The organism is Amycolatopsis sp. NPDC114478 (assembly GCF_055633805.1).
In genome coordinates this window covers 629,163-649,728 of sequence record NZ_JBVKDO010000003.1, presented here as the reverse complement: position 1 = coordinate 649,728, position 20,566 = coordinate 629,163, and the positions used below count along the sequence as shown (strand labels likewise).

19 protein-coding genes and 2 tRNA genes are annotated in these 20,566 nt (G+C 70.1%); 14 read left to right on the top strand and 7 right to left on the bottom strand.

Annotated features, from left to right (window positions below):
* Window positions 1-4 precede the first annotated feature (4 nt).
* A complete protein-coding gene (locus tag ACZ7OH_RS12185) occupies window positions 5-994 on the top strand; it encodes a beta-ketoacyl-ACP synthase III (RefSeq protein ID WP_400901411.1) in 990 nt (329 codons plus the stop codon).
* Here the strand turns inward: ACZ7OH_RS12185 and ACZ7OH_RS12180 are convergent.
* Entirely contained in the window at window positions 982-2,481 is a 1,500-nt protein-coding gene (locus ACZ7OH_RS12180; RefSeq protein WP_470280820.1) for an adenylate/guanylate cyclase domain-containing protein, read from the bottom strand. The genes ACZ7OH_RS12185 and ACZ7OH_RS12180 overlap by 13 nt on opposite strands.
* 39 nt (window positions 2,482-2,520) lie before the next feature.
* Here ACZ7OH_RS12180 and ACZ7OH_RS12175 point away from each other — a divergent pair, with 39 nt between their 5' ends.
* Window positions 2,521-2,703: an FBP domain-containing protein gene (locus ACZ7OH_RS12175; protein WP_470280819.1), complete on the top strand. Its 183-nt coding sequence runs from the start codon at window positions 2,521-2,523 to the stop codon at window positions 2,701-2,703.
* Between the two features lie 240 nt (window positions 2,704-2,943).
* Here ACZ7OH_RS12175 and ACZ7OH_RS12170 read toward each other — a convergent pair whose 3' ends face one another.
* Window positions 2,944-3,627 (bottom strand): FadR/GntR family transcriptional regulator, encoded by a 684-nt coding sequence (locus ACZ7OH_RS12170; RefSeq protein WP_470280818.1) that lies wholly within the window; start codon window positions 3,625-3,627, stop codon window positions 2,944-2,946.
* Window positions 3,628-3,670: 43 nt separating this feature from the next.
* Here ACZ7OH_RS12170 and ACZ7OH_RS12165 point away from each other — a divergent pair, with 43 nt between their 5' ends.
* The 3 genes from ACZ7OH_RS12165 to ACZ7OH_RS12155 all read left to right on the top strand — a co-directional run bounded on the left by ACZ7OH_RS12165 (window position 3,671) and on the right by ACZ7OH_RS12155 (window position 5,497).
* Window positions 3,671-4,294, top strand: coding sequence for a GNAT family N-acetyltransferase (locus ACZ7OH_RS12165; RefSeq protein ID WP_470280817.1), 624 nt, complete (start codon window positions 3,671-3,673; stop codon window positions 4,292-4,294).
* Window positions 4,291-4,644 (top strand): VOC family protein, encoded by a 354-nt coding sequence (locus tag ACZ7OH_RS12160; RefSeq protein ID WP_470280816.1) that lies wholly within the window; start codon window positions 4,291-4,293, stop codon window positions 4,642-4,644. The genes ACZ7OH_RS12165 and ACZ7OH_RS12160 overlap by 4 nt, the downstream gene beginning before the upstream one ends.
* Window positions 4,645-4,723: 79 nt before the next feature.
* Window positions 4,724-5,497, top strand: a complete 774-nt coding sequence (locus ACZ7OH_RS12155; RefSeq protein ID WP_400901399.1) for a sulfite exporter TauE/SafE family protein — start codon at window positions 4,724-4,726, stop codon at window positions 5,495-5,497.
* Here ACZ7OH_RS12155 and hisC read toward each other — a convergent pair.
* A complete protein-coding gene (gene hisC / locus ACZ7OH_RS12150) occupies window positions 5,487-6,542 on the bottom strand; it encodes a histidinol-phosphate transaminase (protein ID WP_470280815.1) in 1,056 nt (351 codons plus the stop codon). The two genes, ACZ7OH_RS12155 and hisC, sit on opposite strands and share 11 nt — an antisense overlap.
* Before the next feature lie 146 nt (window positions 6,543-6,688).
* On the opposite strand from hisC, the gene ACZ7OH_RS12145 reads away from it, so the two are divergent.
* The 8 genes from ACZ7OH_RS12145 (at window position 6,689) to ACZ7OH_RS12110 (ending at window position 16,163) form a co-directional block, all read left to right on the top strand.
* Window positions 6,689-7,318 carry a dienelactone hydrolase family protein gene (locus ACZ7OH_RS12145; RefSeq protein ID WP_470280814.1) on the top strand — a complete coding sequence of 210 codons (630 nt, stop codon included), beginning with the start codon at window positions 6,689-6,691 and terminating at the stop codon, window positions 7,316-7,318.
* Between the two features lie 19 nt (window positions 7,319-7,337).
* Window positions 7,338-9,317 (top strand): acetoacetate--CoA ligase, encoded by a 1,980-nt coding sequence (locus ACZ7OH_RS12140; RefSeq protein WP_470280813.1) that lies wholly within the window; start codon window positions 7,338-7,340, stop codon window positions 9,315-9,317.
* A gap of 37 nt (window positions 9,318-9,354) precedes the next feature.
* Window positions 9,355-11,070, top strand: a complete 1,716-nt coding sequence (locus ACZ7OH_RS12135) for a phosphatidylglycerol lysyltransferase domain-containing protein (RefSeq protein WP_470280812.1) — start codon at window positions 9,355-9,357, stop codon at window positions 11,068-11,070.
* 65 nt (window positions 11,071-11,135) lie between these two features.
* A tRNA-Ser gene (locus ACZ7OH_RS12130) sits at window positions 11,136-11,225 on the top strand.
* 46 nt (window positions 11,226-11,271) lie between these two features.
* Window positions 11,272-11,345 (top strand) — tRNA-Arg (locus ACZ7OH_RS12125).
* Between the two features lie 337 nt (window positions 11,346-11,682).
* Entirely contained in the window at window positions 11,683-12,963 is a 1,281-nt protein-coding gene (locus ACZ7OH_RS12120) for a T3SS effector HopA1 family protein (RefSeq protein WP_470280811.1), read from the top strand.
* A gap of 216 nt (window positions 12,964-13,179) precedes the next feature.
* Complete coding sequence (locus ACZ7OH_RS12115; protein WP_470280810.1) at window positions 13,180-14,808, top strand: glycosyl hydrolase family 18 protein; 1,629 nt, start codon at window positions 13,180-13,182, stop codon at window positions 14,806-14,808.
* Window positions 14,805-16,163: a cellulose binding domain-containing protein gene (locus ACZ7OH_RS12110; RefSeq protein ID WP_470280809.1), complete on the top strand. Its 1,359-nt coding sequence runs from the start codon at window positions 14,805-14,807 to the stop codon at window positions 16,161-16,163. The genes ACZ7OH_RS12115 and ACZ7OH_RS12110 overlap by 4 nt, the downstream gene beginning before the upstream one ends.
* Window positions 16,164-16,218: 55 nt before the next feature.
* Here the strand turns inward: ACZ7OH_RS12110 and ACZ7OH_RS12105 are convergent, their stop codons facing one another.
* From ACZ7OH_RS12105 to ACZ7OH_RS12095, 3 genes are all read right to left on the bottom strand, one after another.
* Window positions 16,219-16,422, bottom strand: a complete 204-nt coding sequence (locus ACZ7OH_RS12105; RefSeq protein WP_400901385.1) for a DUF6186 family protein — start codon at window positions 16,420-16,422, stop codon at window positions 16,219-16,221.
* Window positions 16,419-16,988 (bottom strand): hypothetical protein, encoded by a 570-nt coding sequence (locus tag ACZ7OH_RS12100; RefSeq protein ID WP_470280808.1) that lies wholly within the window; start codon window positions 16,986-16,988, stop codon window positions 16,419-16,421. The genes ACZ7OH_RS12105 and ACZ7OH_RS12100 overlap by 4 nt, the downstream gene beginning before the upstream one ends.
* A gap of 73 nt (window positions 16,989-17,061) precedes the next feature.
* Window positions 17,062-18,363 carry an aspartate aminotransferase family protein gene (locus tag ACZ7OH_RS12095; protein WP_470280807.1) on the bottom strand — a complete coding sequence of 434 codons (1,302 nt, stop codon included), beginning with the start codon at window positions 18,361-18,363 and terminating at the stop codon, window positions 17,062-17,064.
* Between the two features lie 87 nt (window positions 18,364-18,450).
* Here ACZ7OH_RS12095 and ACZ7OH_RS12090 point away from each other — a divergent pair, with 87 nt between their 5' ends.
* Window positions 18,451-19,374, top strand: coding sequence for a LysR family transcriptional regulator (locus tag ACZ7OH_RS12090; protein WP_470280806.1), 924 nt, complete (start codon window positions 18,451-18,453; stop codon window positions 19,372-19,374).
* Between the two features lie 22 nt (window positions 19,375-19,396).
* Here ACZ7OH_RS12090 and ACZ7OH_RS12085 read toward each other — a convergent pair whose 3' ends face one another.
* Complete coding sequence (locus ACZ7OH_RS12085) at window positions 19,397-20,473, bottom strand: phosphorothioated DNA-binding restriction endonuclease family protein (protein WP_470280805.1); 1,077 nt, start codon at window positions 20,471-20,473, stop codon at window positions 19,397-19,399.
* Between the last annotated feature and the right edge of the window lie 93 nt (window positions 20,474-20,566).

Below are 20,566 nucleotides of genomic sequence, written 5' to 3'. Positions count from 1 at the left end.
TCCCGTGCCCGCACCTGCCGCCGTGCTGACCGGCCTCGGTTCGTGGTTGCCGACGAAAGTCCTGGACAACCACGAGATCGCCGCCCGGCTCGACACCACGGACGAGTGGATCCGGACCCGCACCGGCATCCGCGAACGCCGCGTCGCGGGGCCGGATGAGTCCACTGTGGACCTCGCGGTCGGGGCGGGCCGCGAAGCGCTCGCGGGTGGCTCCGCCGACGTCGTCGTCCTGGCGACGTCGACGCCGGACCAGCCTTGCCCGGCGAGCGCGCCGCAGGTCGCCGCCCGGCTCGGGCTCGGCACGGCCGCGGCCTTCGACGTCAACGCCGTCTGCAGCGGCTTCGTCTACGCGCTGGCCACGGCCGCCGGCTTCATCGCGGGCGGCCTCGCCGAGCGCGTCCTGGTGATCGGCGCCGACACCTTCACCACGCTCATCGACCCCGCGGACCGCACGACCGTCCCGATCTTCGGCGACGGCGCGGGCGCGGTCCTGCTGCGCGCGGGCGAGCCCGATGAGCCCGGCGCGTTCGGCCCGTTCGACCTGCACAGCGAGGGCGAGCACGCCGACCTGCTGTGGGTCGAGGCCGGCGGCGCGCGGCGGCGGCTGTCCGACCAGCCGAGCGACCGCTTCCTCGCGATGCAGGGCACTGCGGTGTTCCGGCACGCCTGCGCGCGGATGGCCGAGTCGTCGCGGACCGTCCTGGACCGCGCGGGCTGGATGGTCGGCGACGTCGACCGCTTCGTCGGGCACCAGGCGAACATCCGGATCCTGCAGGCGACGGCGAAGCAGCTCGGCATGCCGGCCGACGCCGTCGTCGCCAACATCGACCGCGTCGGCAACACCAGCGCCGCGTCGATCCCGCTCGCCCTGGCCGACGCCCGCGCCGACGGCACCCTCGCGCCCGGCCACCGCGTGCTGCTCAGCGCGTTCGGCGCGGGCCTGACCTGGGGCTCGACGGTGCTGCGCTGGCCGGATCTGGGTCAGCTGTCCTGAGGTTCCGGGCCGGCCGTCCAGGTCGGCGTCGCCTCCTGGCGGCCGCGCAGCTCCAGCTCGCCGTGCTTCTCCCAGTTCGCGCGTTCGCTCGGCAGCGCGGCCGAGACGACGGCGTCGCTGGCGAGGATGCGTGACGGCACAGCCTTGGCCAGCTCGGTCAGCCGCGCGGCCTCGTTGACGGCGTCGCCGATCACGGTGTACTCGAGCCGGCTGCTGGTGCCGAGCTGCCCGGCGAAGACCGGGCCGCTGGAGACGCCGATGCCGAGGTCGAGCTCGCCGTCCGCGCACACCTCGTCCCGGATCGCGCGGGCCGCGGCGAGGGCGGCGGTCGGGGCGTCCGCGAGCCGGGTCGGGGCGCCGAAGATGCACAGCGCGGCGTCGCCCTGGAACTTGTTGACGAGCCCGCCGCGGGCGTTGACCGCGGAGACGACCGCGGCGAACAGCCGGTTCAGCTTCCGCACCAGCTCTTCGGGCGGGGTGCGGTAGGCGAGCGCGGTCGAGTCGACGACGTCGACGAACAACGCCGTGACCTCGCGGACGTCGCCGGACAGGGACGCGCCGTACTCCAGCGCGTGCCGGGCGACGTCGGCGCCGACGTGCCGGCCGAAGAGGTCCCGCATCCGCGCCTGCTCGCGCAGCCCGGCGGCGAGCTGGTTGACCGACGTCTGGAGCAGGCCGATCTCGCTGGAGTCGTCGACGTCGACCATGACGTCGTTGTCGCCGCGGGCGATCCGGTCGAGGGCCACGCGCAGCCGGTGCAGCGGCGCGGCGACGGCCCGGGCCAGCAGCGCGGTCCCGATGGCGCCGACCCCGAGGCCGATGACCGACAGCATGATCAGGCTCGCCGTGTGGTTGCCGGAGCCGAGGTCGGGCGGCGTGGCGACGAGCAGGACGCCGACGAAGGGGACGCCGCTGGCCAGCGCCCAGGTGACGACCAGCCGGGTGAGCACGGTGACGGGCAGCGACCCCCGCGGCGGCAGGACGTCGAGGGCGATGGTCATCACCGGCCGCGCGACCCATTCGGCGGCGAGGTAGGTGAGCCCGACGGTGGTGAGGCCGCCGAGCCCGATGACGGTCGCCATGCCGACGGCGTCCGCACCGGAGCCGAGCACCCCGGCGAGCACGCTGAGGACGACGGTCCCGATCAGCCAGAGCGTCCCGCTGACGACGGCCATGTCGACGGGCAGCCGCAGGGCCCGGCGTGCCTCGCTTTCCGAGGGAGGGCGGCCGAGCACGAACCAGATGGCGGTCCGCCGTTGCAGCCAGGCGGTCCAGAGCGTCCCGGCGAGCAGCGACCCGGCCACGATGGCGGCGGCGGTCAGGCCCAGGACCCAGCCGCGGTCCCCGACGTCCTCGGGCAGGCCTTGCAGGAGGAGAAGCAGCGCGACAACGCCGGAACCGGCGACGCTGGAGCCGATCCCGAGCCCGGCGAAGCCCAGGCTGGTGCGCAACACGACCCGGAAGTTCTTCACGGCGATCTTGCGCACGGCGTCGATCGTACGGCCGAAAATGCGTGGCCACCGCCGGTGGCCGGTCGTTACGGTGCGGATCATGGACCCACTCGGCCAGGACGAGGTCCGGGCCTCGTTCGTCAACTGCACCGCGGCGAAGCCAAGGGCGTGACGCTGCCCGCCCGGCCTTCGGAAATCCCCTGGGAGCGGCGGGAGTTCCTCGGCTGGCGCGACCCGAAGGCGCCTTCGCGCGCCTAGAGCTGAAGTCCGACGTGCCCCAGCCGTACGAGACGCTCACCCTGGACGAACGCCTCGCGCGGCTGGAGGAGAAGCTGCACAAGTTCGTGGCGCGGGTGTTGGAGTCGCGCTAGAAGCGGTACCGCACGACCGGTGGGCCGCGTCCAAAGAGGACACCAGCGTCAAGCGGTAGCGCTCCAGCTCGTCGGTCGCGCGGTCACCGAGGGTCGTAGAGCGTGGCCGGCATGGTGGCCTTCTCCGTCAGCGTTCCTCCGCGGCGAAGTCGTGCGCGTACGTCTTGGCGTCCACCAGGTGCTTCAGCGTCAGCTCGCGGGCGGCGGCCGGGTCGGCGCGGCGGATCGCGTCGAGGATCGCTCGGTGGTCGTCGACCGCCTTGCGGATCTGGCCCGGCAGCCGCAGCGCCGCCCGGCGCTCCTCGCCGACCAGGGCGAGGACCGAGCGCAGCAGCCCGGCGACGTCGTCGTTGCCCGCGTTCTGCGCGATCACCCGGTGGAACTCGGCGTCGGCGGCGATGACGTGCAGCATGTCGCCCTCCTCGGCCGCCTGCGCCATCTCGGCGACGTTGTCCTCCAGGCGGCTCACCGTCTTCGCGGTCGCCTGCCTGGCCAGCCGTTCGGCGAGCGTCGGCTCGACGGTCGCGCGCAGGTCGAAGAGCTTTTCGACGAGCTGGTCGTGCTCGGTGAACCACGTCCGCAGCGGCTGTTCCTGCTGCTCGCGCACGTAGGTGCCGGAGCCCGCGCGGATCCGGACGTACCCGATCGAGTCGAGGACGCGCAGGGCCTGCCGCAGCGACCCGCGGCTGATGCCGAGGTCCTCGCACAGGACGCGTTCGGCGGGCAGCCGCGAGCCCGGCGGCAGCTTCCCGGAGTCGATCAGCGACCGCAGCCGGTCGACGGTCGCGCTCCAGACCTGCTCGGTGTCCACGCCGCCATCCTCTCAGCTCCGGAAACTGTCGGGGGTGCCTGTCATGATCACGGCCATGGACATCCTGGGGGCGTGGGCACGCGGCTGGGCGGTCTCGCGGGCGGTACCGGAGCCGGTCGCGGAGCCGGACGGCTTCCGCGTCGACGTCGGCCTGCCCGGCCACCGCGTCCGCTACCTGCTGCGGTCACCGTCGGCGGTGGCCACGCGGGCGCGGGCGGTCGCCGAGCCGGGCACGTGGCTGAAGACGTGCGGCGCGCTGGACGAGGTGCTCGCGGGCCTGACACCCGAGTGGAAGGCGGGGAACACGGAGTACCTGATGACCTTCGACGGCGTCGTCCCACCCGCCGAGGTCTCGGCGCCGTACGAGGTGGCGGTGAGCGGTGAGGAGCCGTTGTGGTCCGTGTCGGTGACGTCCGGGGGCGAGCCGGCGGCCCGCGGCTGGGTCGCCGTGGCCGACGGCGTGGCGGTGTTCGACCGGATCATCACCGAGCCCGCCCACCGGCGGCGCGGGCTCGGCCGGGTGGTGATGCACCGCCTCGGCGTCGCGGCCGGCGCGCGAACGAGTGCGTTGCTGGCTTCGGAGGCCGGGCGCGGGCTGTACACCGCGCTCGGCTGGCGGGTGACTTCCGAAGTGGTGCCCGCCCACGTACCGGAAGGAGCGCGATGACCGCGCGGTTCAAGGACCTCGCCCTCGACGCGGCCGACCACCAGGCCCTGGCGGACTGGTGGTGCCGCGCGATGGGGTACGTCCGCCGAGACTCCCTGACCGGCGACGAACGGCCGGCCGACTGGCCGGTCCCGATCGTCGACCCGGCGGGCGGCGGGCCGCTGATCTGGATCAACCCGGTCCCGGAACCGAAGACGACCAAGAATCGCATGCACCTGGACGTCTTCGGCGACAAGGCCGAGCTGCTGGCGCTCGGCGCGACCCTGGTCCGGGAACGCGACACCGACATCGAATGGGACGTGCTGGCCGACCCGGAAGGGAACGAATTCTGCGTCTTCACGCCACGCTGACTGTCTCGCCTGCCACATCTCGGCCCCTCCACTTCGCGGCCCCGCGCCGAGATGCTTAGGCTCCGCACGTGAGTGCTAAATGACGTGGTGGCACGCGGTGATCATCGTGGTCGCCGGGATCTGGGCGGGCACCATCAACGCCGTCGTCGGGTCGGGGACCCTCGTGACCTTCCCCGTCCTCGTCGCGCTGGGCTACCCGCCCGTGACCGCGACGACGTCCAACGCCATCGGCCTCGCACCCGGCACCCTCAGCGGTGCCTGGGGCTACCGGCACGAGCTCACCGGCTACTGGCCGCAGGTCGCGAAGTTCGCCGTCGCGTCGTTCCTGGGCGCCATCGGCGGCACCATCCTGCTGCTGTCGCTGCCGAAGGACGCCTTCGAAGCCGTGGTGCCCGTGCTCGTCGGCCTCGCCGTGATCCTCGTGATCGTGCAGCCGCGCGTCTCGAAGTGGGTTGCGAAGCGCCGCGAAGAGAACGGCGAAGAGCACAAAGCCGGCCCGCTGCTGATGTTCTTCATCTTCCTCATCGGCATCTACGGCGGCTACTTCACCGCCGCGCAGGGCGTGATGCTGATGGCGGTCATGGGCATGCTGCTGTCCGAACCGCTGCAGAAGCTCAACGGCGTCAAGAACGTCCTCGCCGCCGTGGTGAACGTCGTCGCCGGCGTGATCTACGCGTTCGTCGCGCCGATCAGCTGGCCCGTCGTGCTGTGGCTGGCCGTCGGCTCGACCGCCGGCGGCTTCCTCGGCGCGAAGATCGGCCGGAAGCTGCCGCCGGCGGTGCTGCGCGGCGTGATCGTGGTGATCGGCCTCGCCGCCGTCGTCCAGCTGGTCGTCAAGCAGTTCAGCGGCTGAAGTCGCGCGCCGCGGCCAGGAAGAGGTCGTTCTCCTCGCGGGTCCCGATCGTCACGCGCACGCCGTCGCCGGCGAACGGGCGCACCACGAGCTTGCGGTCCAGCGCGTGCTCGGCGAACGGCACCGCCTGGTCACCCAGCGGCAGCCAGACGAAGTTCGCCTGCGTCTCGGGCACCTGGTAGCCGGCCTCGAGCAGCGCGTCGCGCACCCGGCCCCGCTCCGCGACGATCTCCTGGCAGCGCGCGAGCAGCTCGTCGGCCGCGTCCAGGGACGCCAGCGCGGCCACCTGGGCCAGCATGTTCACCGAGAAAGCGACGTACACCTGGCGAAGCGCGTCCGCGATCGGCTCCGGCGCGACGGCGTAACCGACGCGCAGGCCCGCGAGGCCGTACGCCTTCGAGAACGTGCGCAGCACCATGACGTTCGACCGCGTCCGCGTGTATTCGACGCCGTCGGGGACCTGCGCGTCGGTGACGAACTCCTTGTAGGCCTCGTCCAGCACCACCAGCACGCGCTGCGGGACCGCGTCGAGGAACCGCTCGAGCTCCGCGCGCCGGATCGCCGTGCCGGTGGGGTTGTTGGGGTTGCAGACGAAGACCACGCGCGTCCGCTCGGTGATCGCCGCGAGCATCGCGTCGAGGTCCAGCTCCTGGCCCTCGGTGATCGGGACCAGCACCGGCTTCGCGTGCGCCACCTGCGTCACGATCGGGTAGGCCTCGAACGACCGCCAGCCGAAGAGCACCTCGTCACCGGGGGCGCAGGCCGCCTGGATCGTCTGCTGGCACAGCGACACCGAGCCGCAGCCGATCGCGACGCGCTCCACCGGCACGTCCAGCTCGCGCGCCAGCCGCTCGCGCAGCACCTGCGAGCCGGTGTCCGGGTAGCGGTTGATACCGGCCGCGGCCTCGGCGATCGCCCGCGCGACGCTCGGCAGCGCGCCGCCGGGCACCTCGTTGCTCGCCAGCTTGATCGCGCCTTCGATCGTCCGGCCGGGGATGTATTTCGGCAACGATTCGAGATCGGCACGGGGGGACACGGACGACATCTTCGGCGCTCCTCCGATTGAACGGGACAACCCCGTCACCGTATCTTTTCCGCCCGCCGCCCCGCGACTCCCTTCAGGCGGTATGTGACCGGAGGAGCTGCTTAACTGGGTTCCTCCCGTTCACCTCCAAGTGATTGAGTGACGCAATGACGTCGACCAGCACCGTGGACTACCAGCGCACCGACGGCCGGGCCCTGACGCTGACCTTTTCGGAACCCGAGGGGTCGCTGCGCGGCGGTTTGGTGGTCCTGCACGAGGCGGACGGCGTCACCGACGGCGTCAAGCTGCTGCTCGCCAGCCTCGCGCTCGAGGGCTGGCTGACCGTCACCCCGCACCTCGAGAACGCGGAGCTGACGCAGCAGGACCTGCTCGACGCGACGGACATCACACTCGCCTGGCTCGTCGACCGCGGCGTCCAGGCCGACCTGCTCGGCGTGATGGGCTTCGACATGGGCGGCACCGCGACCCTCGTCGTCGCTTCGCACCGCCGGCTGGGCGCTGCCGTCAGCGTCGGCGGGCAGCAGGCCGCCGAACTGCCCGCGCTGGTCGAGATCGCCGGGAAGCTCACCAGCCCGTGGCTCGGCATGTACGGCGACGCCGGCGACGAGGCGGGCGGCGCCGAAGTCGAGCGGCTGCGTGACGCGGCGGCGTCGGCGAAGGTCGCCACCAACGTCGTCCACTACCCGGGCGCTAACCACCGCTTCGACGCCGACCCCGGTGCGGCCGCCGAGGCGTGGCAACGCACCCTGAACTGGTTCGACGCGCACCTGCGGTAGGCGGGATTACGCTCGTGACGTGACGCACACCGCCGACGCCCCCGAAGTGCTCTGGCGCCCTGAGCCGAGCCACGTTGCCGACACCAAGATCGAAGCCTTCCGCCAGTGGCTGCGTGCCGAACGCGGCGTCGAGGTGGACGACTACCGCTCGCTCTGGGAGTTCTCCGTCGAACGCGGCCCGGACTTCTGGACGGCGGTCGCGGACTTCCTCGGCGTCCGCTGGCACGACCAGCCCGGCGAAGTGCTCTCCGGTGAGATGCCGAACGCGGTCTGGTTCGACGGCGCCACGCTGAACTACGCCGAGCACGCGCTCACTCCTGGCGTCGCGGGGGCCACGAAGGGCGACGACGAGCTCGCGGTGATCTTCCACCGCGAAGACGGCTTCGCCGACCACCTCACGTACGGGCAGCTTCGCGCCCAGGTCGGCGCCGCGCGGGCGGCGCTGCTCGAGCTGGGCGTCGGCAAGGGCGACCGCGTCGCCGCGCTGGCCCCGAACTGCCCGCAGACGCTGGTCGCGTTCCTCGCCACGGCGAGCATCGGGGCGATCTGGTCGTCGTGCTCGCCGGACTTCGGGGTCCGCGCGGTCGCGGACCGGTTCGTCCAGATCGAGCCGAAGGTGCTCTTCGCCGTCAACGCGTACGCGTACAACGGCTGTCAGTTCGACATCCGGGGCACGGTCACCGACCTGCAGGCGAAGCTGCCGTCGCTGGCCGCGACCGTGCTCGTCCAGTACGTCGGCGAAGGCCGGATGGACGGCGCCCTCGATTGGGACGGCCTGCTCGCGAAGCATGAGGGCGCGCCGCTGCTGTTCGAGCCGGTCGAGTTCGCGCACCCGCTGTGGGTGCTCTACTCGTCGGGGACCACCGGCCTGCCGAAGGGCATCGTGCACGGCCACGGCGGCATCACCCTCGAGCACCTCAAGGCCCTCGCGCTGCAGACGGACCTCGGGCCGGGCGACCGGTTCTTCTGGTTCAGCACCACCGGCTGGATGATGTGGAACTTCCTCATCTCCGGCCTGCTGGTCGGGACGACGATCGTGCTCTACGACGGCAGCCCCGGCCACCCGGACCTCAACGCGCTCTGGCACCTGGCCGAGCAGCACCGCGTCACGTACTTCGGGACGTCGGCGCCGTTCATCCAGAGCTGCCTGAAGGCGGGCATCAAGCCGGCCGAACGCTACGACCTCACGGCGTTGCGCGCGCTCGGCTCCACCGGGGCGCCGCTGAGCGTCGAGGGCTTCCGGTGGATCGTGAACGAGGTCGGGAAGGGCGTCCAGATCTGCTCGGTCTCGGGTGGCACCGACCTGTGCGCGGCGTTCGTCGCGTCGGCGCCCGACGTCCCGGTCTGGCTGGGGGAGCTGTCCTGCCCGGCGCTGGGCGCCGCGGTCAACGCGTTCGACGAGGCCGGCAACGCCGTCGTCGAGGAGGTCGGCGAGCTGGTCATCACGAAGCCGATGCCGTCGATGCCGGTGTTCTTCTGGAACGACCCCGACGGCTCGCGCCTGCGTGAGGCCTACTTCGAGATGTACCCGGGGTTGTGGCGCCACGGCGACTGGATCCGGGTCACGAACCGCGGCTCGGCGGTGATCTACGGCCGCAGCGACTCGACGCTCAACCGCGGCGGCGTCCGGATGGGCACGGCGGAGTTCTACCGGGTCGTCGAGGGCTACGACGAGATCGCGGACTCCCTGGTCGTGGACACCTCGGCGGCCGGCAACGAGGACGGCCAGCTGATCTGTTTCGTCGTCCTCGCCGACGGCGCTTCGCTCGAAGAAGTCGAGCCGCGGCTGAAGAAGGAGCTTCGTAGCGCACTGTCACCGCGGCACGTACCCGATCGGTTCGTCGTGGTTTCGGAGATTCCTCGTACCTTGAACGGTAAGAAGTGTGAGGTACCGGTGAAGAGGATTCTCGCCGGTGTGGCTCCGGACCGGGCCGTCAGCCGCGACGCGCTGGCGAACCCGGCGGCGTTGACGCCGTTCGTGGAGCTCGCCGGGGGGTAGATGGGGGAAGCATGATCGTCCACAACGGGTTGTACAGGTGGTGACGGGAACACGCGCGCAGACCACCTGGCGGGTGGCGGGAGCCACCACCGTGGGGGTGATCACCTGGGTGACCCGGCTGGCCGGACTGACGACACTCGTCGCCGTTCTGGTGCCGGCCGGGCGCCGGAACCTGCGCGGGCACATGTCCGAGTGGCTGGAGCTGCCGCAGGAGGCCACGGTCGCGGCGGCGACGGTCGCGCTGGTCACGGGCGTGCTGCTGGTGCTGCTGGCCGCGGGCCTGCGGCGCCGCAAGCGGCGGGCCTGGCAGCTGGCCGTCGGCGCGACGGTGCTGCTCACGGCGTCGCACATCGGGCTCCGGCATGTCTTCGGCGCCGGGATGGTGTCCGTCGTGCTGCTGGTCGGCCTGATCGCGAGCCGGCGCTACTTCGTCGCCAAGCCGGACCCGGTGGTCGGGCGCTGGCGCGCGGTGCGCGTGTTCCTGCAGCTGGCGCTGGCCGGGCTGGTGATCAACGCCATCCTGCTGTCGGTGGCCTCGCACGCGGTGCTGGAGCCGATGAGCTTCCCGGACCGCCTGGCGGAGTCCGCGCTCGCGCTCGTCGGGGTCAGCGGGCCTGCGGTGTTCCACCAGATGTGGCTGGAGGACATGACGGCGGCCGTCGGCCTGCTGTTCGGCCTCGCCGCGGTCCTGGTGTCGGCGTACTTCCTGCTGCGCTCGGCCGAGCCGGCGCCGCGGCTGGCCGACGAGGAGGTCGCCCGCCTGCGCAAGCTGCTCGACGAGCACGGCGAGCGCGATTCGCTCGGCTACTTCGCACTGCGGCGCGACAAGTTCGCGGTGTTTTCGAAGACAGGCAAGGCCGCGGTCACCTACCGCGTGATCGCCGGGGTCGCGCTGTGCTCGGCCGACCCGCTCGGCGACCACGAGGCGTGGCCGGGCGCGATCGAGGAGTACCTGGAGGTCTGCCGTCGCAACGGCTGGGTCCCGGCGGCGATGGGCGTCTCGGAGCTCGGCGCGACGGTCTGGGCCCGGTTCGGCCTGGAGGTCCTGGAGATCGGCGACGAGGCGGTCGTCGACGTCGACGAGTTCACCTTGGACGGACGCGTGATGCGCGGCGTCCGCCAGGCCGCGGCCCGCACGAAGCGCGCGGGCTACAAGGTGCTGGTGCGCCGCGCGGAAGACCTGCGCCCGGGCGAGCTGGCCGAACTGGAGACCCTGGCGGCCAACTGGCGCGGCACGGACACCGAGCGCGGCTTCTCGATGGCGCTCGGCCGCATGGGCGACCCGGGATCGGTCCTGGTGACGGCCGAGCAGGGCGGCCGCGTGCGGGGCGTGCTCCAGTTCGTCCCGTGGGGTTCGACTGGCCTGTCGCTGGACGTCATGCGCCGCGACCGGTCGGCCGACAACGGCGTCAACGAGCTGATGATCTCGGAGCTCCTGCTGGCGGCCCGCCGCCACGGCGTTTCGCAGGTGTCCCTGAACTTCGCGGCGTTCCGCGCGCTGATGGAACAGGGCCAGCGCATCGGCGCCGGCCCGGTGGCGCGCATGTCCGCGAAGGTCCTGCACTTCTTTTCCCGGTGGATCCAGATCGAGACGCTGTACAAGTTCAACGCGAAATTCCAGCCCCGCTGGGTGCCCAGGTACTTGGTGTATCCGGGCGTCCGCGAGCTGCCCCGGGTGGGCATCGCGACGTTCGAGGCGGAGGGCCTGGGCGGGCGGTCTCCGCGCCTGCTCAGGCTGCTGCAACGAGCGTGAGGGGGGTCCTGTTCAGGGGTGATCCGGGGGTGTGTAACCTATCTGAGCAGTGGTCGTTGGGCCCAGGAGGCTTCGCCTAGTCTGGTCTATGGCGCCGCACTGCTAATGCGGTTGGGGGTAACCCCCCCTCCCGGGTTCAAATCCCGGAGCCTCCGCTGGTGCCCGGTTCGCCGGGTGCTAGGTTAGAGAACAACTGAACACGCGCCCGTAGCTCAGCTGGATAGAGCATCTGACTACGGATCAGAAGGTCAGGGGTTCGAATCCCTTCGGGCGCACGTCTGGTTGAGACAGCAGTACCGAGCAGGGCCTCGTTTCCGGTTGGAGACGAGGCCCTGCTTGTTTTCCCGCTCGCGAGGGCAACCGGCGCTGCCCGTGGGATTGCCCGCGCGCCGGTGGACCGGCTGAGCGCCTCGTGCCACCGTTGAACGTTCACCGGCTTCGGTGTCGGTGTGAAAACGCGGACCCGGGTGCGACGGGAGGCGGGTCGCCGTGAAAGCCCACCGGCCCGATGAGCGTGAGCGAGTACTCGCCCGGGGCCGGCGATCCCAGCCCGCGCCCCCGCCCGACGCCGCGCGGCTGCTGCGGCTCAACCACCTCGCCGGGAACGCGGCTGTGGCGTCCCTCGTCGTGCAGCGGTTCGAACTCTCCGAAGCCGATCGCAAGCGGATCAAGAAGCTGAAGGACAAGAAGCTCGCCGCCGAGGTCGAGGTGCGGATCAAGGCGTTCACCGATGGCCAGGGGGGACTCTGGAACATGCTGACCAGCTTTCCGGTCGGCACGAAGGTGCCCGAGCGGGAGCGCAAGGAGTACTTCGCTGCGCTGTACCACGCACTAGGCCGGGGAGATCGGTTCGACGACCTCTTCGACATCCGTCAGCGGCTGGACCGGAAGTACGGCGAAACCATGGCGCCGGCGGAAAAGCCCGGCAAGCAGGAGGTGGCTCCGCGCTTTCTCCCGCCGGGTGCTGTCGGCTTCGCCCCCTCACTCGATTCCGTCAACACGGCCCGCGCAAACCTCGTCAAGCGACCCGAGGAGAAGAAGAAACCACCGGCGGTGTGGGCCACCTTTCCCGAGCCCGACCGGCGTGAGTTGATGGAAATGTGGAAAGAATGGCAGGCGGGGAAGGCCAAGAACTTCTACGAAGACGTCTACAAGCGGTCCGCGGTGAAGGCCGACATGGACGTTCCCCCGGCGGGCGACTACGTCGCCGCGCTCGCCGCCAAAGGCCTGCTCGGCTCCACCTCGGAGCAGGCAGCCACGGACTCGGGCACCGGCTACCCGCTCGAACTCGCGAACAAAGGGGGCTCGCCGCGCAGCCGGGTCTACCTGAACCCGCACCCCCGCCACGTCGTGGACGTGCACCGGTTCGTCAAGGACAAGGTCCACCCGCTGCCCGGGGTCATCTGGGTCAAGCTCGCCGACCACGCGCGGGCCATGACGGTGCGGGACGTCATCATCGTCTACATCTCGTCCGCGCGCGAACACGAGGGCACCGAGGAGACCGTGATCGGCCTCCTCTCGGATTACCAGAGGACCGCCGCCGGTCACTTCGTCGACGAGGTGCCCCGCCTGACGAGCCGCCGCCTGAAGGGCGTCGGCGTCGGTGCTGAGCCGCCCAACCAGAACCTGACGGTCCTGCTCGACGAGCACCTCGGGCGCATGAGCTTCGATGAGCGGCAAGAGCTCTGGAGCGAGCCTGCCAATTTTTCATTCTCCATGTACCGCTCCCAGCTGGTCGAGCGGGCCGCAAAGGACGCGGGCGGCGAAGTGGAGAAGTTCCAGTCGCTCGTCGTGGACTACTTCGTCCGCGCGGGCATCGATCCCGCCGACCCGGCGCGGCAGGGGAAGCCGGATCCGAGCGTCGTGCCGTTGCTCGGCTTGTACGGGAAGTAGGAACACTCCCGACCGCGACGATCACTGCTTTCCGTAACTGGACTGGACCAGTGAACTGACTTTCGTCCCGGCTGGTCAGCCCCCGCTCGGCACTCTCCGTGGTTGTTCTTCCTTAATTGGTCTGGACCACGTAATGTCTTCGCAAACGGTGCGAATACACCGCCTCGGTCCCCCGCGGTGTCCCGCCGTTCCCCGTACCTGGCTCAAGGGAGAGCGATGTCCAGAAAGAGATGGCACCTCCTCGGTTTGTTCACCGCGGTCGGCGCGCTCGCGGTCGGTCTCGTGACCGTGCCGGCGAGCGCTGCCGGTGGCGTTGGCGCCAGCTTCACCAAGGGCTCCGACTGGGGCACCGGTTATGAAGGCAAGTACACGATCAACAACGGCTCCGGCTCGACGCTGGCCGCCTGGACGGTCGAGTTCGACCTCCCGTCCGGCGCGAAGATCGCGTCGCTCTGGGACGGCAGCTACACCGCGGCCGGCCAGCACGTCACCGTCAAGAACACCTGGAACGGCAACGTCGGCAACGGCGCCAGCGCCAGCTTCGGCTTCAACGTCGCCTACTCCGGCACCTACTCGGCGCCGGCGAACTGCAAGCTGAACGGCGGATCCTGCGACGCCGGCGGCGGCACCCCGACCACCACGCCGACCACCCCGACGCAGCCGACCACCACCCCGACGACGCCGACCACGCCGCCGCCGACGACCACCACCACGCCGCCCCCGCCGGGTGGCCTGAAGAACGTCGGCTACTTCGTGCAGTGGGGCGTCTACGGCCGCAACTACCACGTCAAGAACATCGAGACGTCGGGTTCGGCCAGCAAGCTCACGCACATCAACTACGCCTTCGGCAACGTGACGAACGGGCAGTGCACAGCGAACGACGACCCGTACGCCGACTACCAGAAGACCTATGACGCCGCGGGCAGCGTCGACGGGGTCGCCGACACCTGGGACCAGCCGGTCGCGGGCAACTTCAACCAGCTGCGCAAGCTGAAGAAGCTGCACCCGGGCCTCAAGGTGATCTGGTCGTTCGGCGGCTGGACCTACTCCGGCGGCTTCGGCCAGGCGTCGCAGAACGCCGCCGCGTTCGCGCAGTCCTGCTACAACCTGCTGAAGGACCCGCGCTGGGCGGACATCTGGGACGGCATCGACATCGACTGGGAGTACCCCAACGCGTGCGGCCTTTCCTGTGACACCAGCGGTGCCGCGGCCTACAAGAACCTGATGGGCGCGCTGCGTTCGAAGTTCGGCTCGTCGTTCCTGATCACCTCGGCGATCACGGCCGACGGCAGCAACGGCGGCAAGCTCGACGTCGCCGACTACGGCGGCGCCTCGCAGTACGTCGACTGGTACAACGTGATGACCTACGACTACTTCGGCGCCTGGGCGGCGCAGGGCCCGACGGCCCCGCACTCGCCGTTGACCAACTTCAGCGGCATCCCGACGCCGGGCTTCTACTCCGACGCCGCGATCCAGAAGCTGAAGAGCAAGGGCGTCCCGTCGAGCAAGCTGTTGCTGGGCATCGGTTTCTACGGCCGCGGCTGGACCGGCGTCACGCAGTCGACGCCGGGCGGCACGGCGACCGGCCCCGCGCCGGGCACGTACGAGCAGGGCATCGAGGACTACAAGGTCCTGAAGAACACCTGCCCGTCGACCGGCACGTTCGCCGGCACCGCGTACGCCAAGTGCGGCAGCAACTGGTGGAGCTACGACACCCCGGCGACCATCGGCGGCAAGATGTCCTACGCCAAGCAGCAGGGTCTCGGCGGCGCCTTCTTCTGGGAGCTGACCGGTGACACCACGGGCGGCGAGCTCATCTCCGCGATGAAGAACGGCCTGTCGTGACGCGCCGGTGGTTGCCCGCACTCGGGCTGGCGGCCGCGGCCGCCACGATCGGCGCGATGTTCGTGATCGCTCCGGCGAACGCGGCGGGCGGCGTGTCCGCGACCTTCTCGAAGGGCTCCGACTGGGGCACCGGGTACGAAGGCAAGTACACGATCGCCAACGGCTCGGGCTCGACGCTCGCCACTTGGACGGTCGAGTTCGACCTGCCCAGCGGGGCGAAGATCTCGTCGCTGTGGGACGGCAGCTACACGGCGTCCGGCCAGCACGTCACGGTGAAGAACACGTGGAACGGCGACGTCGCCAACGGCGGTAGCGCGAGCTTCGGCTTCAACGTGGCGTACTCGGGTTCGTACGTCGCGCCGTCGAACTGCAAGCTCAACGGTGGGTCGTGTGCGGCCGGGGGCACACCCCCGACAACAACACCGCCCACTACGCCGCCGCCTGTGACGACCACCCCGCCGACGACCACCCCGCCGCCGGCGGGTGGCCGGGGCGCGCCCTACCTGTACCTGGGCTGGGGCAGCCCGCCGAACCCGCAGACGGTGATGAACGCGACCGGGGTCAAGTGGTTCACCATGGCGTTCATCAACGCCTCCGGTGGCTGCAACCCGGCGTGGGACAGCAGCCGCCCGCTCTCGGGCAGCGCCGACGCCACCGCGATCTCGCAGATCAAGGCGGCGGGCGGCCAGGTCATCCCGTCATTCGGCGGCTGGAGCGGGAACAAGCTGGGCCCGAACTGCTCGACCCCGGCCGCGTTGGCCGGTGCGTACCAGCAGGTGATCAGCGCCTACGGGCTGAAGGCGATCGACATCGACATCGAGAACTCCGACGAGTTCGAGAACGAGGCCGTGCAGGACCGCATCCTGGGCGCGCTGAAGATCGTCAAGCAGAACAACCCGGGGATCCAGACGATCCTGACGTTCGGCACGTCGACGACCGGCCCGAACTACTACGGCAACCGGCTCATCGACCAGTCGAAGGCGCTGGGCGCGAACGTGGACGTGTTCACGATCATGCCGTTCGACTTCGGCGGCGGCGCGAACATGTACAACAGCACGGTCAGCGCGGCGAACGGCCTGCGGGACAAGCTCAAGTCGACGTTCGGCTGGAGCGACGCCACGGCGTACGCGCACCTGGGCATCTCGGGCATGAACGGGCTGTCCGACCAGCAGGAGCTGACCGACTTGTCGACCTGGACCCAGATCACGAACTGGGCGAAGTCGAACAAGATCGCCCGCCTGGCGTTCTGGTCGGTCAACCGCGACCGCGGCTGCCCCGGCGGCGGCGTCCAGTCGGCGTGCAGCGGCATCGCCCAAAACGACTGGGACTTCACCAAGGTGACGGCGGGTTTCTGACGTCGTCGTGAAAGAAGCCTCCTTGTCGGCTCCCCGGGCCGGCAAGGAGGCTTTTTCACTGCCCCACGAAGAAGTGCCAGCCGACCCACCACCAGGCCAGCACGAACGCGATCCGCGCGCTGCGCCGTCGCATCACCACCGCCAGGACGCTCGTCAGCTTCGGGACGCGCTTCGGCCACACGTGGCTCGCCACGCCCAGCCCGATCGCCGCGAGGACGATCAGGCCGAACCCCAGCTCCGTCAGCTCCCGGGCGTTCACGAGCGCCTCGCCGTGGCCGCCGCGCGCAGCATCGCCAGGCCCGCCGCCAGCCAGCCCGTGATCGCCAGCGCCTGGACCCAGCGGTTCACCAGCAGCGGGTCGACCAGGTCGCTCATCGTCGGGTGGGTCAGCGACAGCCCTCCCGCCGCCTGCTCGTAGACGAACGACAGCAGCTCCCAGCCGCACCAGCTCAGCGCGACCGCCGACCACAGCCACGCCCGGGGCGGCACCGGGCGGTCCGCCGGCAGCGACGGGTCACGCCACTCGGCGAACAGCGCGACCAGGCCGATCGCCGAGACCGCGACCGCCACCGGGACGCTGTCGCGGCCGAAGGCCAGCACCAGCAGCCCGGCCGCGACCACCGCGAACCCCGGCACGTGGAACGGCTCCCCGATCTCCGCGACCTCCTCGCGCGGCCGTTCGGTGACCAGGAGGACGAGCGTGACCACCAGGAAGATCAGCGCGTCCGCGGGGGCGCCGCGGATCCAGTGCGCGATCGCCGCGAGGGTGAGCGCGATGACCGGGAGGTCGACGGTCAGCGGGTGACTGCGGAAGCCGAGAGCCATGGCGTAGCTCCTTCGCGACAGGTCATTGTCATTGCTAACAAAAAACCGGCCGCTCGGCTACCGCATTCCGTCCCTAGAGCAGCTTGACGGCGTCGCCGATCGCCTGGTCGAGGATCGAAACGCCCAGCGAAATCTCCTCTTCGGACGCCGTCAGCGGCGGGGCGATGCGGAACACCCCGCCCATCCCCGGCAGCTGCACGATGTTCATGTGCAGCCCCAGCTCGAGGCAGCGCTGCGTGACCCGGGCGCCCAGCTCGTCCGAACTGCGCTTGGTCTCACGGTCCACCACCAGCTCCAGCCCGGCCAGCAGGCCGCGGCCGCGGATGTCGCCGACCACCTCGTGGCGCTCGGCGATCCCCTCCAGCCCCCGGCGCAGCAACGCGCCCAGCGAAAGCGCCCGCGCGTCGAGGTGGTCGCGGGTCAGCACGTCCAAGACCGTGTTGCCGACCGCCGCCGGGAGCGGGTCCGCCACGTGCGTCGTGAAGAACAGGAAGCCGCGCTCGTGGGCCTCCTGTTCGATCTCCGCGCTCGTCAGCACGGCCGCGAGGGGCAGGCCGGCGCCGAGCGTCTTGGACAGCGTCAGGATGTCCGGGACGACGCCGTCGCGCTCGAACGCGTACCAGTTCCCCGTGCGGCACAAGCCCGTCTGGGCTTCGTCCAGGATCAGCAGCATGCCGCGTTCACGGCACTTCTCGGCCAGCGCGGCGAAGTAGCCGGGCGGCGGCTCGATGATGCCGCCGGAACTCAAGATCGGCTCGACGATGCACGCCGCGAGGCTGCCGACCGACTGGGCGTCGATCAGGTCGAACCCGAAGTCGAGCTGACGCCGCCAGTCGAGCTCGCCGTCGGCGTCGGTGAAGTCGGGGCGGTACGCGTTCGGCGCCGGGATGGCGAAGTTGCCGGGCGCGGCGGGCCCGTACCCCTTGCGGCCGGCGCTGTACGTCGCGCTCGCCGCGGCCTGCGTCATGCCGTGCCACGACCGGGCGAACGACACGATCTCGTGCTTGCCGGTGACGAGCTTCGCCATCCGGATGGCGGCTTCGTTGGACTCCGCGCCTGTGGTCAGCAGCAGGGCCTTCTCCAGCGGCGCCGGCAGCGTCTCGGCGAGGCGCCGGGCGAGGTCGACGACCGGGCGGCTCAGCATGCCGCTGAACAGGTGGTCGAGCTTCGCGGCCTGACGCTGGACCGTCTCGACGATCTCCGGGTGCGAGTGCCCGAGGATCGCACTCATCTGGCCGGAGGTGAAGTCGAGGATGCGGCGGCCGTCTTCGGTGAAGACGAAACTGCCTTCGGCGCGGTCGATGATCTCGTGGGTGAAGGTGCCGCCGTAGCGGATGAGGTGCTTGTCGACGTCGGACCAAAAGGAAGCAGCCATGGCATCGACGGTAAGTCCGCACCGAGCGTCACGTCCATCTCACGATTCCGGCTTTCTTGTTTGGTTCTTCCGCACAACAATGGGGTCATGCTGAACCCGTGGCGCCTGCGGCTGCTGAGCCGGCTCGACACGCTGGGCACGGTCCGCGCGGTGGCGCAGGACGCGAACCTGAGCGCGTCGAGCGTGTCGCAGCAGCTGGCCGTGCTCGAAGCGGAAACCCGCACCCAGCTGCTGGAACGCACCGGCCGCCGGGTCCGGCTGACGCCGGCGGGCCTGATGCTGGCGCGGCGCGCGCGGGCGATCCTCGACCACATGGACACGGTCGAGGCGGAGCTGCGCAGCCTCGGCGAGGAGCCGGTCGGCCTGGTCCGGCTCGGCGCGTTCCAGAGCGCGATCCACACGATGGCGGTCCCGGCGGTGACCCGGCTGGCCGGCGCGTACCCGCACCTGGAGGTCGAGCTGCTGGAGCTGGAGCCGCACGAGAGCATCCCGGCCCTGCGCGGCGGCGACGCGGACGTGATCATCACGACGACCGACTTCGTCCAGCTGCCCCTGGGCCCCGACCTGGACATCGTCCCGCTGGCGACGGACCCGATAGTCCTGGTTTCCGCCGGCGAGGTGCCGCGCGGACCCGTCTCGCTCTCGGCGTACGCGGACTCGCCGTGGGCGCTGGACACACCGCGGTCGTACATGGCGGACCTGACGCTGCGGTTGTGCCGCGAGTCGGGCTTCGAGCCGCGGGTGGTGTGCCGGTTCAGCAACTACTTGATGACGTTGCAGCACGTCGAGGCGGGTTTGTCGATCGCGTTGCTGCCCCTGCTGGCGGTCGACCGCCGCTACCGGGTGACAACGCGCGAACTGGCGACGCCGGTAACGCGCACGATCGCGGCGGTGGTCCGCAGGGGAACCCCGTTGCGAGCGGGGGTGAACGTGGTCCTCGACGCCCTCCGGCAGCCACCGGACCTGCCAGGACTGGCCGCGTGGGTTGACCGGGGCGCAGACCCCGGCTGAGTACTCAGCCCAGTCCCGACTTTCAGCGTCGAACCAGTGGTCGCCAGACCGGGTTGATGCCGGGCGGAGGCTCGAAGCTGGCGACGACTTGAAGGTTGGCGGGCTCGTCAGCGACAATCCAGAGGGGGAAACGTGCCTCGTAGACGCCGCTTTCCACTCCCACGAACCAGATCAACGGTCGTTTTTCTTCGAAGGCTCGACGAAGAGCGACGTTGACGAAGTGTCCTGGGTCAGTACCACGGTACTTGTAACGGATGAGTCCGTCCTTGCTCTCTTCGTCTTGGTACGGTCGTTCCTCGCTCGGTCGCCGGTAAACGGTCTTGATCGACAGAGCGGCCTTCAATTCTTTGGGCTTGCGGATACCTTGTTGTTGATCGGCCAAGGCGATCCGGTTTCCCTCGAATTTGAAGAGTCCCAACTGGCTCGACGGTATCCGGTTGTGGTGGTTCTTGCCCATCTGCTCGAGCCAAGCGAACGCTTGCCACCGCAGGCGGGTGTCGAAGTCCACGTCTTCGGCGTCCGGAGGCGGGACAAGCTGCTGGGGCGCCGCGCTCTCGTCGGGCGGAACGTCAACTCGCCGAGTTACGGTCCGGGTAGTGCGGCGCAGGGGTGAACTGGACAAAGAAAAGTTCAGATCCAGTCGCAGCTCTGTGCGGACTTCGTCGATGATTTCCGATTCGAAGTAATTCGTCAGCAGAGTTTCGATCGCGTCCAGCAGGGTTCCGGGGTCGTGCAGAAGTCGAACGAATTCGGAGTTCAACGCGCCGTGCGCGCCGCGTGCCTTGAGCCACCCGCCACTTCGTGAAGGGCTGCTGGCGATTGCGGCCCCCGTCGAGTCCGACAGGTCCCATAGCGAGCGTTCCAGGTGGACGAACGGGGCTGCTGCGACATCCGAGGCGGAGGCTGCACCTGGGGCGTACTTCCTGATGAGCTTGCCGACTGGGTCTTCTGCCTCGTCGTACGCCGTCTTCCACTTGCGCTCCTCGACGAAGCGTTTCACGAGCCAGAGCACCAGGAGGGGCTTGTGGGAAGCCGGCCGGCTTCCGACCTTGGCTACGCGAAGCCCGCTCAGCTCAGCTAAGAGCTGCTGCTTGTCCAAGTCACCCCTCCGTGTTCCTCGGCGACCGAGTGTAGCCGCGCGAAGCGGGCGTACGCATGCTTCGCGCGGTCTAAGTGGACAACCTAGCCGCGA